Here is a 13,554-nt window from a genome sequence, read left to right on the forward strand (position 1 = left end):
ACCCGCTACGACAAGTTGGCCGTCCGGTTCCAGGCCAGCCTGACCATCACCATCATCTGCGAGTGGCTCTGACCGGCTTATGAAACACGCCTTAGAGTGCCGGCATGGCCTTCTTCGCCGTACACCGCAACGGCCGGCCGGCGACCGCCGACGACCTGGCGCCGCTCGCCTTCGCCGGCAACGCCCACTTCACCGCGATGCAGGTGCGCGACCGCCGGGTGCGCGGCCTCGACCTGCACCTCACCCGCCTGCGGGAAGCCTCCCACGAGCTGTTCGGCACCGCGCTGCCCGACGACCGGGTGCGCGCCGCGATGCGGGTCGCCATCCAGGCCGGCCCGCCGGACGTCACGCTGACCGCCACGATCCATCCCGGCGAGAGCGAACCGGACCTGCTGGTCCGGACCCGCGCCGCCGCGTCACCGCCCGTCGGGCCGCTGGCGCTGGCGGCGTACGAGTACGAGCGGTTCCTCCCGGCGGTGAAGCACGTCGGTGAGCTGGCGAAGAGTCACCTCGCCCGCCGGGCGGTCCGGGACGGCTTCGACGACGCCGCGTTCGTGGATCGGACGGGCCGGTTCACCGAGGCGACGATCTGGAACCTGGTGTTCGCCGACGGCGACGCGGTGGTCTGGCCGGATGCGCCGATGCTCGTCGGCACCACCATGGGTGTCCTCCGGCGGCAGTTGGACCGGCTCGGCGTGCCGCAGCGGACCCGGCCGGTGACGCGGGACGACCTGCCCGGCTTCGCCGGGGCGGCGGTGCTGAACTCGCGGACGCCCGGGGTGCCGGTGTCCCGGATCGGCCCGGTGCGGTTCCCGGAGGCCGAGGAGTTCCTGGCCACGCTGCACCGGGCCTACCAGGCGGAGCCGCCGGTGGAGGTCTGAGCGGTCAGGTCGAGGATGTGCCGCACGGCCGGCTTCCCGCCCAGCTCCACCTCGCCGTCCGGCTCGAAGCCGGCGCGCCGCAGCACCGCCAGCGACGCCGGATTCGCCAGCGCGGCCGAGGCGACCAGCCGGCGCAGGCCGTACTCGGTCCGAGCCAGGTCGCAGACGGCGCGGACACCGTGCCGGGCCACGCCGCGCCCGGTGGCGTGCTCGGCCACCCGGTAGCCCAGTTCGGCGCCGCCGACGGCCACGTCGAAGAGGTTGAACCGGCCGAGCACGCTGCCGTCGTCGTCGACCAGCAGGTGGAAGTGGCAGATGCCGCGCTCCTGCTCGTCGAGCAGGGCCGCGTGCCGGTCCGCGAACCCGGCGAAGTACGCGTCGCCCCGGTCGGCGACGAACCGGGCGAAGTATGCCCGGTTCTCCCGCTCGAACCGGAGCAGCGCCGGGGCGTGGTGGGCGGCGAGGCGTTCGAGGCGCGGCACCGCGTCAGGTTAGTGAGTCGTAGCTGCGCAGTTCCACCGTGTTGCCGTCCGGGTCGCTGACGTAGATCGAGGTACCGGTGCCCCGGGCGCCGAAGCGCGACACCGGCCCGGTCAGCACCGTGAACCGCCCGGACGCCACCACCGCCGCCCAGTCGACAGGGGCCACCACCAGGCAGAAGTGGTCCACGTTGGACCCGTCCGGCTCGCCCGTCACCAGGTCGATGATGGTGCCGGCGTCGACGCGTACCGAGGGGAACGGCACCTCGCCGGCGCGCCAGCGGTCGACCCGCACCGGGGCCAGGCCGAGCGTGCCGCAGTAGAAGTCGAGGGAGCGCTCGACGTCGCCCACCGTCAGCACCAGGTGGTCGAAACCGGTCACACGCATCGTCATCAGGTCCTCCTGACCAGGTCGGTAACACCGTCAACACTTGTCGGAGGCGACGGCCGGACCAAGCCCCGATCGCTCTACCATCGTTGCCCGACGGTCAACGACGGGAGCGCCGGGTGCTGGAGCGGTACGAGATCGAGGCGTTCCTGACCCTGGCCGAGGAACTGCACTTCGGGCGCACCGCCGAGAAGCTGCGGGTGACCACCGGGCGGATCAGCCACGTGGTGCGCGGGTTGGAACGGCGGATCGGCGCGCCGCTGTTCGAGCGGACCAGCCGGGTGGTCCGGCTCACCCCGATCGGCGAGCGCCTGGCCGAGGAGATGCGCCCGCTGGTCGCCGGCATCGAGGACGCGGTCCGCCGGGCCGTGGACGCCGGGCGCGGGCTCACCGGCGAGCTGCGGGTGGCGTACGTGGGTGAGTCGACCGCGTTGGTGCTGCTACGGGCCGTGGCCCGGTTCACCGAGCGTCACCCGGAGTGCGAGGTGCACGTCCACGAGGCCCCGCTGGCCACCACCCGGTCCAGCCTGGTGGACGGCACGATCGACGTGCTGATCGCCTCGTACCCGTTCGACGGGATGGCGAACGGCCCGGCGCTGCTGCACGAACGCCGGCTGCTCGCGGTGGCCGCGGGTCACCCGCTGGCCGGCGCGGAGTCGGTGTCGCTGGAGGTGCTCGGCGACCATCCGGTGATCCAGTACCCGGCGGTCACGTCGGATGCGTTCAAGCGGGACCGCACGCCCGACCGGACGCCGGCGGGGCGCCCGGTGCCGAAGGGCCCGGCCGGCGGCAGCTTCTCCGAGATGCTGGCGCTCGTCGCGCTCGGGCGTGGGGTGCTGCCGGTGGGCGAGCAGACCCGGCACTACCACGCTCGGCCCGACCTGGCCTACGTGCCGATCCACGACGCGCCGCCGATCCGTCGCGGCCCGGTGTGGCTGGCCGGCAACACCACCGCCCGGGTACGCGAGTTCGTCCGCGCTGCGGTCGACGCCAACCCGCTCCAGGCGGACTGACACGGTCGTACCCGGCTGGCAGCATCGGCGGCATGCGGAACGAGATCCGGGCGCTCGTCGAGGCGCTGCCGCCGGGCGACGAGCTCGAGGCACGGCACCGGCGGGAGGCGCTGACCTGGCTGGCCGGCACGGAGACGGTGCGTCGCGAGCTGCGCGAGGAGTTGGACGTGCCGGCGGTGTTCGCGCCGGCGTACGGCGAGCGCCCGGCGTTCCTCACCGTCACCGAGACGGTCGGCCCGCCCGAGCAGCGCCACACCGACGTCAGCCTGTGGTTCCTGCTGACCGCCGACCGTGGGCAGCGGTTCACCCCCGACCCGGTCGAGTTCCGGGGCATCCGCTGGTGGGCGCCGGCGGAGGTGACCGCGGCCCCGGCCGGCACCGTCGAGCCGCACCTGGGCCGGATGCTGGCGAAGCTGGCTGCCGTCTCGCCTTGACCCGGACCCTGCGGCAACGCCCAGCGTGGTCCCTGCCGGCCACCGGTGCCGGCACGAGGAGGGGAGCGACGTGCGGCTGCTGACCATCGGGGCGTTCGCCCGGGCGGCCCGCCTGACCGCCAAGGCGCTGCGAATCTACGACGACTGCGGACTGCTGCCGCCGGCCGCCGTGGACCCGCACTCCGGCTACCGCTACTACGCGCCGGAGCAGCTCGACCGGGCACGGCTGATCGCCGCGCTGCGCCGGGCCGGCATGCCGTTGGTGGAGATCCGGACCGTCTGCGGCCTGCCGCCGGAGGCCGCCGCCGAGGCGCTGGACGCCTGGTGGCGGCGGGTCAGCGCGGACACCGCCGCCCGCGGCCGAACCGTCGCGCTCCTCGTCGACAAGCTCACCGAGAGGGGCAGCACCATGTCCGAGAAGACCACCTTCCGGTACGCGACGCGCTGCGAGACAGGCGCCGTACGCGACTCCAACGAGGACACCGCGTACGCGAGCGACACGCTGCTCGCGGTCGCCGACGGCGTACGCGGTCCGGGTGGGGCCGCCGCGGGCGCCGCCGCAGTGGACGCGCTGCGGCCGTTGGAGCGGGCCGACGTGCCGGCCGCCGACCTGCTCTCTGCGCTGGCCGACGCGGTGAGCCGGGCCGACCGGGCGGTACGCGCCCAGGCCGGCGACGACGACCGGCCGGCGAGCACGCTCACCGCGATCGTGCGGCGGGGCACCCGGCTCGCGCTGGTGCACGTCGGGGACACCCGGGCGTACCTGCTGCGCGGCGGCGAGCTGACCCGGCTCACCCAGGACCACACGTACGTGCAGACCCTCGTCGACCAGGGGCGGCTCACCCCGGCCGAGGCGGGCGTCCACCCGCAGCGGGCGCTGCTGGCCCGGGCGCTGGGCGCGGGCGGCGAGGTCGAGGCGGACCTGGCGCTGCGCACGGCGCTGCCCGGCGATCGCTACCTGCTCTGCTCGGACGGCCTCTCCGCGACCGTCGACCCCGGCGCGCTGCACGCCGCGCTGGCCGGGGCGGACGACCCGGAGACCGCCGTCGGGAAGCTTGTCGAGCTGGCGTACGCGGCGGGCGCGCCGGACAACGTCGCCTGCGTGGTGGCCGACGTGGCGGCGTGATCGACCGACCCGGGCCGGCATGTCCGGCCCGGGTCGTACCCTGGCGATCATGCGAATTGGCATCGTGATCCTGCCCGACCAGCGCTGGTCGGAGGCGCGTCACCGGTGGGCCCAGGCGGACGAATGGGGTTTCGACCACACCTGGACCTACGACCACCTGGGCTGGCGTGATCTGGTCGACGGGCCCTGGTTCGACTCCTGGACGACGCTGACCGCGGCGGCGACGGTGACCTCCCGGGTGCGTCTCGGCACGCTCGTGGCCTCGCCGAACTTCCGCCACCCGGCGGCGTTCGCCCGTCAGGTCACCGCGCTCGACGACGTCTCCGGCGGCCGGGTGCTGCTCGGGCTCGGCGCGGGCGGCATCGGCTTCGACTCGGCGGTGCTGGGCGGGGAGACGCTGCCGCCCCGGCAGCGGGTGGATCGGTTCGCCGAGTTCACCGAGCTGCTCGACCTGATCCTGCGCGAGGACGGCACAACCTGGCGTGGCGAGTGGTTCGCGGCGGTGGACGCCCGCAACAACCCCGGTTGTGTCCAGCGACCCCGGGTGCCGTTCGTGATGGCCGCGAACGGGCCGCGCTCGATGCGGCTGGTCGCCCGGTTCGGGCAGGGCTGGGTCACCACCGGCCTCGACGGTGACGACCTGGAGGCCTGGTGGGGCACCGTGGCGGAGCTGTCCGACCGGATGACCCGGACGCTCGAGGAGGCCGGCCGGGATCCGGCCACGCTCGACCGCTACCTCTCGCTCGACTCGGCCCCGGTCTTCTCGCTGACCAGCGCCGACCTGTTCGCCGAGCAGGTGGCCCGGGCGGCCCGGCTGGGCTTCACCGACGTGGTGACGCACTGGCCCCGCGCCAGCAGTTGGTACGCCGGCGACGAGGCGGTGCTGGCCGAGGTGGCCGCGCTGCTGCCGGAGCTGCGCCGCTAGGTGTTAGGAGGGGCCCCTTCTTATGCAGAATGCGTTAAGAAGGGGCCCCTCCTCACGTGCCGACGCTGTGCTCGGCGGAGAGCAGCCGGAAGCGCAGGCAGACGATCCGGCTGTCGTCGGTCACCGGGGTGCCCTGCCGGGCCCAGTAGGCGCCGTGGCCGGCCCGCCACTCCTCGATCGACCGGTCGCCCTCGCCCTCGGCGCGGGCGAACTCCCACGGCACGTCGGCGAAACGCATCACCTCGACGCCGGTGATCTCGACGACGCCGACGAGCGCGTCGTGGTCGTCGACCAGGGCCAGCCGTTCGCCGACGTGCTCCAACTCCTCGTCCTCCTCGGCGTACTCGCCGATCAGCCCGGCGGTGGCGGTCTTCACGCCGGCGAGCACGAGATTGTTCAGGTCGGCGCGCAGCCCGCCCGGGGTGCCGAGGGCGAGCGCGCGCAGTCCACCGATGCGGGGCCACATCCTGCCGAGGCTACTCAGATCAGCCGGCCGGCGTGGGCGGGTGCGGCCAGCACCCGCCGGTCACCCGTCGTCGCGTAGGACTCCAGCACCGCGTCGGCGAGCTTCACCACGTGTTCGTCGCCGTGCCGGGCCGCCCGGGCGAACACCTCGTCCGGGTCGGCGGATCCGCCGATCGGCGCCGAGGCGGCCGGCGTCGGTGCCGCGTACACCGAGGTCACGGCCGCCGTCGCGGACCAGGCCGCGGCGACGCTCGGCGCCCGCAGCGCCGGATCGAGGGCCGGCAGGGTACGCAGCACGGCGGTCGGCGCGGTGACCGCGTGCACCAGCATCACCGGCTCGCCGTGCCCGAACCGCAGGTAGTCCAGCGCGGCCCGGTGCACCATCTCGCCGAGGGTACGGGCGGCCTCGTCCGGGTCGGCCGGCGCGCGCAGCGCGGTCACCGCGCCGGACCATCCGGGTACGCCGGTCAGCCGGCCCAGCCGTTCCCGGATGCCACCGGTCCGCTGGGCGATCCGGGGCACCCCGGCCAGCGCCGACGCGACGTCGGAGTGGCCGGTGAGCGGGCCGGCGCCGGGCACCGGCTGCCAGCGGGCCGCCCAGTAGCCGAGCGCCTGGCCCAGCTCGGCGCGGCGGTCGGGTGTCTCCCCGTCGACGCGCAGCACCCGCACCGCGTGCCCGACCCGGATCACGCCGTGCGTGGCGCCGGCCGCGATGCCGGGCAACAGCCGGGGCCACCACTCACCGAGCACCTCCTGCCAGTGTCGTTCGCGCAGCTCGCGGTCGAAGTGGTGGAGCCAGTCGCCGGTCCGTTTCGGATCACCGAGCGCGGCCCGCCAGTCGTCGATCGGTCGCAGCCCTCGGGGCAACTCGTCGAGCCGGCGTAGGTAGCCGTCGAGCCAGCGGTGCACGCGCGCGCCCTGCCCGTGCCGGACCAGCGCCTCGGCGGCCATCGGCCCGTGGTTGGACAACCAACCCTCGAACTCGGGGCCGGTGCGGTGCAGTCGGTGGTACGCCTCGTCCAGGATGTCGTCCATCCGAGGATCGTCCGGGTTGAAGCTTGCTTGAGGTCAAGCGTCCGGGAGTTGGTCACCGGTGAGCAGGGCGCGCAGTCGTAGCCGCTCGGCCACGGCGGGTGGACAGCTCGACACCAGCGCGACGGCGCCGACCGGCACGGCGGCGGCGTTCCGGACCAGCCGGTGCAACGCGTCGAGCTGGGCGCCGGTGTCGACCCAGTCGTCCACCAGCAGCACCCGGTCGCCCGGGCCGAGGCGCCGGCCGTCCACGCCGATCCGTAGCCGCTGCCCCCGGTGGTCCGGCGGGGTCTCGGCCCACCGCGTCGCCCCGATCCGCCGCCGCCCGCCGCCCGCCTTGTACGCGGGCAGGAAACCCGCGCCGGCGGCCACCGCGACCAGCGGGCCGAGCAGCAGGCCGGTGACCTCGGGGGCGATCACCACGGTCGGGCGCGCGTCGGGGTGCAGCGCGGCCAGCGCCGGACCGGCCTCGGCGAGCACCTCGGGGTCGCGCCACCAGCCGGTGAGGTCGCTGACCAGGTGGCTGCTGTCCGGCCCGGGGTTGGCCCAGCGGAACAGCTCGACCAGGCGACGGTTCAGCACGCGTTCCATCCTGCACACCTTCCACCGTTCGGCCCAGCGGGGGTGGCTTGATCGGCTACACGTACCAGGGTAAATGCGGGCATACCACCATGATCACGTTGACTTCGGAAGTGCTTCTCTCGTTACGGTCCGGGCCGGTTTGTTGAGTTGACGAAAGGACCGGGCCGGTGGCTGGTAGGCACCTTCGTACCCGCAGATTGTTCTCCTCGCCCGCCGGCATCGCCGCCACCGCGGCGGTCGGCGTGGCGCTCGCGGTCGGCGGCACCGTCGGCGCGGTGCAGCTCACCTCCGGCGAGCCGGCCGACGCGCCGGTCGCCGTCGAGGCGCTGCCCAGCACGCTCGCCCCCACCTCGGCGGCGCCGTCGCCGAGCGCGTCGACCTCGCCGAGCCTCAGCCCGTCGCCGACGGCCAGCCCGAGCGCGAAGCCGACCCGCACCCAGGCGGCGTCGCGTGGCAAGGCCCGGACGGCGGCGCCGAAGCCGACCGCCACGAAGAAGAAGACCCCCGCCCCGACGGTCGTGGACAGCGGCTCCTGCGGCGCGTCCTTCTACGACGAGGGCCAGATGACCGCCAACGGCGAGACGTTCGACCCGGACGCGCTGACCGCCGCGCACAAGACGCTGCCGTTCAACACGAAGGTCCGGGTCACCAACCCGGCCAACGGCAAGTCCGTGGTGGTCCGGATCAACGACCGTGGTCCGTACATCGACGGCCGGTGCCTGGACCTGTCCCGCGCCGCGTTCGCGGCCATCGCCTCGACCGGTCTCGGTGAGGTGGACGTCCGCTACGAGGTGCTCGGCTGACCGGCCCGTCAGGCAGAACTTCCGCGACGGACGGGCCAGGTTCATTCTCCGTCTCACATCCATCAGGCATGCTGTCCGATGTACGCACTCGACCCTTCCAGCCGGGCCACGGCCCGCTGAGCCCCGGATCCCGCGCCGGCCTCGGCGCGGCCCTCGCGCTGCTCGCGATCGTGTCCGCAGTGGAGGCCGGTGACGGCCGGCCGGCGCACTACCTCGCGCTGATGGCCGCCGCGCCGGTGCTGGCCGCGGCGCTGGCCGACTGGCGGGTGGTGCTGGCGGTGGGCACGCTGGGCACCGCGGCCGGCATCACGTTCGCCATGTGCGAGCGGGGCGCCTCGCTGGTGACGGCGGTCAACGTGGCCGCGATCGCGCTGGTCACCGCGATCGCCGCCGCCACGGCTGCGATACGGCAACGGCAGGCCGAGCGGATCGCGGAGCTGTCCCGGCTCGCCTCGGTGGCCCAGCAGGCGGTGCTGCGCCCGCTCGGGCCGCAGGTCGGCACGCTGGCGGTGGCCGCACGCTACATCTCCTCCACCGCGACCGCCGAGATCGGCGGCGACCTCTACGAGGTGATGGACACCCCGTACGGCGTCCGCATGATCATCGGAGACGTGCGCGGGAAGGGTCTGGACGCGGTCCGGCTGGCCAGCATCGTGCTCGGCTCCTACCGCCACGTGGCCTACGAGCGGGCCGACCTGCGCGCGGTGGTGACCGACCTGGACCGGGCGGTGGCCCGCAACGTCGGCGACGAGGACTTCGTCACCGCCGCCCTGGTCGAGGAGCGTGGCGGCACGCTCACCATCGTCAACTGCGGGCACCCGCCGCCGTTGCTGCTGCGCCGGGGCCAGGTGATCCCGCTGGAGCCGCCGGCGCCCGCCCCGCCGCTCGGGTTCATGCCCGTGGTCCGGCCCCGGGTGGAGCGGCTGGAGCCGGGTGACCGGCTGCTGCTGTTCACCGACGGGCTGGGCGAGGCCCGGCGGGACGGGGAGTTCTTCCCCACCGCCGACCGGGCCTGGCGCCTGCTCGGCCACGGCACCGTCGGCGACGGGCTCGCCTCGCTGGAGACCGCGCTCGTCGAGTGGGTGCACGGCCGCCTCGACGACGACATCGCCCTGGTCCTGATGGAATACGCCGGCCCACGCAGCTCCGCCACGGCCCCGGTGCCGAGCTGGGAGGTCGGCGCCGCCGACGGGTGAACCGGAAGTGTGTAATCGCTGTCACTTCCGAGATCGGCTTGTCGTTGCCTACCGGCGAGTAATACAGTCTGGAGTTACTGATCGGTAACACCTGTCCGGAAGCGGGGCCAGCGAGCATGACCCACTACAAGAGCAACCTTCGGGACCTCGAGTTCAACCTGTTCGAGGTATTCGGGGCGGACCGGACGTTCGGCCAGGAGCCGTACACGGATCTGGACGTCGACACCGCCCGCAGCTTCCTCTCCGAGGTCGACCGCCTGTCCCGCGAGGACCTGGCCGCCAGCTACACGGACAGCGACCGCAACCCGCCGGTCTTCGACCCGGCCACGCACACCGCGCCGCTGCCGGAGTCGTTCAAGAAGTCCTACCAGGCGTTCATGGACTCCGAGTTCTGGCGCCTCGACCTGCCCGAGGCGCTCGGCGGCACGAACGCCCCGCGCGCCCTCTGGTGGTCGCTGGCCGAGCTGGTGCTCGGTGCCAACGCCCCGGTCTGGATGTACGCCTCCGGCCCGTCCTTCGCCCACGTGCTGCACGTCGAGGGCAACGAGGAGCAGAAGAAGTGGGCCCGACTGTTCATCGAGAAGCAGTGGGGCTCGACGATGGTGCTGACCGAGCCGGACGCCGGCTCGGACGTGGGCGCCGGCCGCACCCGGGCGGTCCAGCAGCCGGACGGCACCTGGCACATCGAGGGCGTCAAGCGCTTCATCACCTCGGGTGAGCACGACCTGAGCGACAACATCGTCCACTACGTGCTGGCCCGCCCGGTCGGCGTGGAGGGCGTCGGCGGCCCCGGCACCAAGGGCCTGTCCCTCTTCGTCGTGCCGAAGTTCCACTTCGACGCCGAGACCGGCGAGCTGGGCGAGCGCAACGGCGTCTTCGCCACAAACGTCGAGCACAAGATGGGCCTGAAGGTCTCCAACACCTGCGAGGTGACCTTCGGCGAGCACGGCGTACCGGCCAAGGGCTGGCTGCTGGGCGACAAGCACGACGGCATCCGCCAGATGTTCATGATCATCGAGTACGCCCGGATGATGGTCGGCACCAAGGCCATCGCCACGCTCTCCACCGGTTACCTGAACGCGCTGGAGTACGCCAAGAACCGGGTGCAGGGAGCCGACCTCGTCCAGCAGGCCGACAAGACCGCCCCCCGGGTGACCATCACCCACCACCCGGACGTGCGTCGCTCGCTGCTCATGCAGAAGTCGTACGCCGAGGGCCTGCGCGCGCTCGTCTGCTACACGGCGAGCTGGCAGGACAAGGTCGCGATCGCCGAGGCGGCCGGTGACGAGAAGGCCACCAAGCTGGCCAAGCGGGTCAACGACCTGCTCCTGCCGCTGGTCAAGGGCGTCGGCTCGGAGCGGGCGTACGAGCTGCTCGGCCACGAGTCGCTCCAGACGTACGGCGGCTCCGGCTTCCTCCAGGACTACCCGCTGGAGCAGTACGTCCGGGATGCCAAGATCGACACCCTCTACGAGGGCACCACGGCCATCCAGAGCCTCGACCTGATCTTCCGGAAGATCGTCCGGGACAACGGCAAGGCCCTGATGGCGGTCGCCGGCGAGATCCAGGAGCACATCACCTCCGAGGCCGGCAACGGTCAGCTCAAGGAGGAGCGTCAGGCGCTCGGCAAGGCGCTCGCCGAGATCCAGAACATCCTCGGCGTGATGACCGGCTGGCTGGGCGAGGCCCAGGCCGGCGACGCCCGCGCGCTCTACAAGGTCGGCCTGAGCAGCCGCCGGTTCCTGCTGGCGATCGGCGACCTGGTGGTCGGCTGGCTGCTGCAGAAGCAGGCGGACGTGGCGCTGAAGGCCCTGGGCGGCGAGGTCTCCGCCACCGACAAGGCGTTCTACACCGGCAAGGTGGCGGCGGCCCGGTTCTTCGCCCGCGAGGTGCTGCCCCGCATCGGCGCGGACCGCCGGATCATCGAGGGCGCCGACCTGGAGATCATGGACCTCCCGGAGGAGGCGTTCTGACCCCTTCCGGGGCGTACCTTCCCTGAAGCATCATTCTCCCCCTCACGACGACGGCCGGCGGACGACATCCCGCCGGCCGTCGTCGTTGGTGGCTCGCAGGTGGATAGGCGCGCCGGTGGGCGGGTAACCGTCGCGGACCACGACCGGAGCACGCCCAAGGGCCATCGCACGGGGGAGTGCAGCGCACATGGGCATTGGCAGCGCCATCTTTCTCATCGCGCTCGGCGCGATCATGACCTTCGCCATCCGGGCCAACGTCTGGTGGATCGACCTGCGCGCGGTCGGCTGGGTCTTCATCCTGGCCGGGCTGGGCGTCCTGCTGACCACACTGTGGTTCTGGCAGGACCGCCGCAAGCGGGCCCGCACCCTCATCGTGGAGGAGAACCGGCTCTCGCATCCGACCGCGATGATGCCGCCCCCGCCGGACCCGCCGCCGCCCACCGCCCCGCCGTCCTGACACCACCCCACGCCCGGCTGCCGCAGCCGGGCGTGGGGTGGTGACTGTTAAGAAGGGGCCCCGCCTCTACCGGAGGCGTTAACAGGGGGCCCCTCCTTACATCTCAGCCGCGGGCGGTGTGGCGGGTGAGGAGGGGCGCGCGGGTGAGGGTGGGCCAGGCGGTGGCGGGTCGGTGCACCACGATGTCGGTGGTGCGCAGGCCGTCCGGATCCGCCCGCTCCGGGTCGAGCAGCGCCGACAGCAGCGAGATGCCCGGGTTGTGGGCGATCAGCAGCACCGTGCCGGCCGTCGGGTCGACGCCACGGACCAGGTCCAGCAGCTCGTCCGGGTGCGCCTCGTACGCGGTCGGCTCGTACCGCACCGCCGGGGTGGAGCCGGCCGGGCCGCCCTCGGCCGGGGATCCCGTCATGCCCATCGCCACGCCGTGCCAGGTCTGCCGGGTGCGCCGGGCCGGCGAGCAGAGCACCACGTCCGGCAGCAACTCGTGGCGGGCCAGCCAGGCGCCCGCCGCGGCGGCGTCGGCGTGGCCCCGGGCGGTCAGCGGCCGCTCGGCGTCCGGGGCGTCCGGGGACTGTTCGGCCTTGGCGTGCCGCAGCAGCACCAACGTCCGCTGACCGTTCCTGCCGTCCGTCATGCGCCCAGCTTGCCTGATTGACGATCAGAGCGCCTGGGTATGTCGATGCGTGCCGCTACCTCATCCATGGCCGCGGCGGGCAAACGCCAGCAGGACGCCAAGGAGGCGACGTCATGGGCATCGGTGCCAGCATCTTCCTCATCGCGGTCGGCGCGATCTTCGCGTTCGCGGTCGACGCCAACCTGGGATGGCTCAACCTCAACGTGGTGGGCTGGGTGCTCATGCTCGCCGGGCTCGCCGGCCTGCTCACCACGCTCTACTTCTGGAACAGCCGCCGCCGCGTGGTCGCCGCCCCGGTGCGCGAGCAGGTCGTCGCGGAGCCGGTGGTGCCGGTGCAGGGCGACCGGGTCGTGCGCGAGGAGTACCGCGAGGTGCGCCGCCCGGGCACGGGCTACCCGGCCTGACCCCACCCCCCAGACCCGAGGGCCCCGCAACGACGCGGGGCCCTCGTGCGTGTCCGGGGTGTCCTCGCGGCGCGTCAGGCGAACAACGCGAAGTAGATCGCGATGTGATGGCAGATCGCCGCGACGAGCGTGCACGCGTGGAAGAACTCGTGGTGGCCGAAGACGGTGGGCCACGGGTTCGGCCGGCGCAGCGCGTAGAACACCGCGCCGACGCTGTAGATCGCGCCGCCGACGCTCAGCAGCACCAGCGCGGTGACGCCGCCGACGTGCAGGATCTCCGGCAGCATCGCCACCGCGACCCAGCCGAGCGCCAGGTAGAGCGGCGCGGAGACCCAGCGCGGCGCGTGCGGCCAGATCATCTTGACCGCGACGCCGGCGAGCGCGCCGCCCCAGACCAGGCCGAGCATGATCGTGGCGTGTCGGGTGTCCAGCAGCAGCGTGCAGAACGGCGTGTAGGTGCCGGCGATGAACACGAAGATCATCGAATGGTCCATCCGGCGCATGATCTGGTAGCCGCGTTCGGACCAGACCCGCCGGTGGTAGAGCGCGCTGGTGCCGAAGAGCCCGCACACGGTGAGGCTGTAGATCAGGCAGCTCACCAGCGGCGCCCACCCGGGCCGGGTGGCGGCGATCGAACACAGCACGATGCCGCAGACGAGTGCGACGAAGAACGCGTACGCGTGGAGCCAGCCGCGCATGCGCGGCTTTCCGATGTCGACCGGCCGGAGCCGGAGCGGTGCGGAGGTGGTCACCTCATCAGGT

At 73.1% G+C, this 13,554-nt stretch carries 17 protein-coding genes; 10 read left to right on the forward strand and 7 right to left on the reverse strand.

Annotated elements, in window-relative coordinates:
- The first annotated feature begins 104 nt into the window (after positions 1-104).
- Positions 105-881: an aminotransferase class IV family protein gene (locus ACIA5A_RS25190; RefSeq protein ID WP_396766882.1), complete on the forward strand. Its 777-nt coding sequence runs from the start codon at positions 105-107 to the stop codon at positions 879-881.
- On the opposite strand, the gene ACIA5A_RS25195 is transcribed toward ACIA5A_RS25190, so the two are convergent.
- Both ACIA5A_RS25195 and ACIA5A_RS25200 read right to left on the reverse strand, forming a co-directional pair.
- Positions 851-1,363 (reverse strand): GNAT family N-acetyltransferase, encoded by a 513-nt coding sequence (locus tag ACIA5A_RS25195; protein ID WP_396766884.1) that lies wholly within the window; start codon positions 1,361-1,363, stop codon positions 851-853. The two genes, ACIA5A_RS25190 and ACIA5A_RS25195, sit on opposite strands and share 31 nt — an antisense overlap.
- 4 nt (positions 1,364-1,367) lie before the next feature.
- Positions 1,368-1,754, reverse strand: a complete 387-nt coding sequence (locus ACIA5A_RS25200; RefSeq protein WP_396766886.1) for a VOC family protein — start codon at positions 1,752-1,754, stop codon at positions 1,368-1,370.
- Positions 1,755-1,867: 113 nt separating this feature from the next.
- Between ACIA5A_RS25200 and ACIA5A_RS25205 the strand changes: the two genes are divergently transcribed.
- The 4 genes from ACIA5A_RS25205 (at position 1,868) to ACIA5A_RS25220 (ending at position 5,246) form a co-directional block, all read left to right on the forward strand.
- Positions 1,868-2,761: a LysR family transcriptional regulator gene (locus tag ACIA5A_RS25205; RefSeq protein WP_396766888.1), complete on the forward strand. Its 894-nt coding sequence runs from the start codon at positions 1,868-1,870 to the stop codon at positions 2,759-2,761.
- Positions 2,762-2,793: 32 nt separating this feature from the next.
- Entirely contained in the window at positions 2,794-3,195 is a 402-nt protein-coding gene (locus tag ACIA5A_RS25210) for an NUDIX domain-containing protein (RefSeq protein ID WP_396766890.1), read from the forward strand.
- 70 nt (positions 3,196-3,265) lie between these two features.
- Positions 3,266-4,321, forward strand: coding sequence for a MerR family transcriptional regulator (locus ACIA5A_RS25215; protein WP_396766892.1), 1,056 nt, complete (start codon positions 3,266-3,268; stop codon positions 4,319-4,321).
- 19 nt (positions 4,322-4,340) lie between these two features.
- Positions 4,341-5,246, forward strand: a complete 906-nt coding sequence (locus ACIA5A_RS25220; RefSeq protein ID WP_396766894.1) for an LLM class flavin-dependent oxidoreductase — start codon at positions 4,341-4,343, stop codon at positions 5,244-5,246.
- Between the two features lie 52 nt (positions 5,247-5,298).
- On the opposite strand, the gene ACIA5A_RS25225 is transcribed toward ACIA5A_RS25220, so the two are convergent.
- From ACIA5A_RS25225 to ACIA5A_RS25235, 3 genes are read right to left on the reverse strand one after another with little or no spacing between them, the layout of a single operon-like run.
- Positions 5,299-5,712: an ASCH domain-containing protein gene (locus ACIA5A_RS25225; RefSeq protein WP_396766896.1), complete on the reverse strand. Its 414-nt coding sequence runs from the start codon at positions 5,710-5,712 to the stop codon at positions 5,299-5,301.
- 14 nt (positions 5,713-5,726) lie between these two features.
- Positions 5,727-6,746, reverse strand: coding sequence for a questin oxidase family protein (locus ACIA5A_RS25230; RefSeq protein WP_396766898.1), 1,020 nt, complete (start codon positions 6,744-6,746; stop codon positions 5,727-5,729).
- Positions 6,747-6,779: 33 nt separating this feature from the next.
- Positions 6,780-7,334: a phosphoribosyltransferase gene (locus tag ACIA5A_RS25235; protein ID WP_396766900.1), complete on the reverse strand. Its 555-nt coding sequence runs from the start codon at positions 7,332-7,334 to the stop codon at positions 6,780-6,782.
- A gap of 158 nt (positions 7,335-7,492) precedes the next feature.
- Between ACIA5A_RS25235 and ACIA5A_RS25240 the strand changes: the two genes are divergently transcribed.
- From ACIA5A_RS25240 to ACIA5A_RS25255, 4 genes are all read left to right on the forward strand, one after another.
- Positions 7,493-8,128, forward strand: a complete 636-nt coding sequence (locus ACIA5A_RS25240) for a septal ring lytic transglycosylase RlpA family protein (RefSeq protein WP_396766901.1) — start codon at positions 7,493-7,495, stop codon at positions 8,126-8,128.
- Positions 8,129-8,196: 68 nt separating this feature from the next.
- The gene (locus ACIA5A_RS25245; protein WP_396766903.1) at positions 8,197-9,324 is read left to right on the forward strand and encodes a PP2C family protein-serine/threonine phosphatase; all 1,128 of its coding nucleotides are present in this window, start codon (positions 8,197-8,199) and stop codon (positions 9,322-9,324) included.
- Positions 9,325-9,440: 116 nt separating this feature from the next.
- Positions 9,441-11,297 carry an acyl-CoA dehydrogenase gene (locus ACIA5A_RS25250; RefSeq protein ID WP_396766905.1) on the forward strand — a complete coding sequence of 619 codons (1,857 nt, stop codon included), beginning with the start codon at positions 9,441-9,443 and terminating at the stop codon, positions 11,295-11,297.
- A gap of 187 nt (positions 11,298-11,484) precedes the next feature.
- A complete protein-coding gene (locus ACIA5A_RS25255; RefSeq protein WP_013283345.1) occupies positions 11,485-11,754 on the forward strand; it encodes a DUF6458 family protein in 270 nt (89 codons plus the stop codon).
- Between the two features lie 103 nt (positions 11,755-11,857).
- On the opposite strand, the gene ACIA5A_RS25260 is transcribed toward ACIA5A_RS25255, so the two are convergent.
- Positions 11,858-12,388: a SixA phosphatase family protein gene (locus ACIA5A_RS25260; RefSeq protein WP_396766907.1), complete on the reverse strand. Its 531-nt coding sequence runs from the start codon at positions 12,386-12,388 to the stop codon at positions 11,858-11,860.
- Positions 12,389-12,501: 113 nt separating this feature from the next.
- On the opposite strand from ACIA5A_RS25260, the gene ACIA5A_RS25265 reads away from it, so the two are divergent.
- The gene (locus ACIA5A_RS25265; protein ID WP_181571090.1) at positions 12,502-12,792 is read left to right on the forward strand and encodes a DUF6458 family protein; all 291 of its coding nucleotides are present in this window, start codon (positions 12,502-12,504) and stop codon (positions 12,790-12,792) included.
- A gap of 74 nt (positions 12,793-12,866) precedes the next feature.
- On the opposite strand, the gene ACIA5A_RS25270 is transcribed toward ACIA5A_RS25265, so the two are convergent.
- Entirely contained in the window at positions 12,867-13,544 is a 678-nt protein-coding gene (locus ACIA5A_RS25270) for a hemolysin III family protein (protein WP_396766909.1), read from the reverse strand.
- Between the last annotated feature and the right edge of the window lie 10 nt (positions 13,545-13,554).

It is taken from the genome of Micromonospora sp. NPDC051300, assembly GCF_044455315.1.
GTDB classification, from domain to species: domain Bacteria; phylum Actinomycetota; class Actinomycetes; order Mycobacteriales; family Micromonosporaceae; genus Micromonospora; species Micromonospora robiginosa.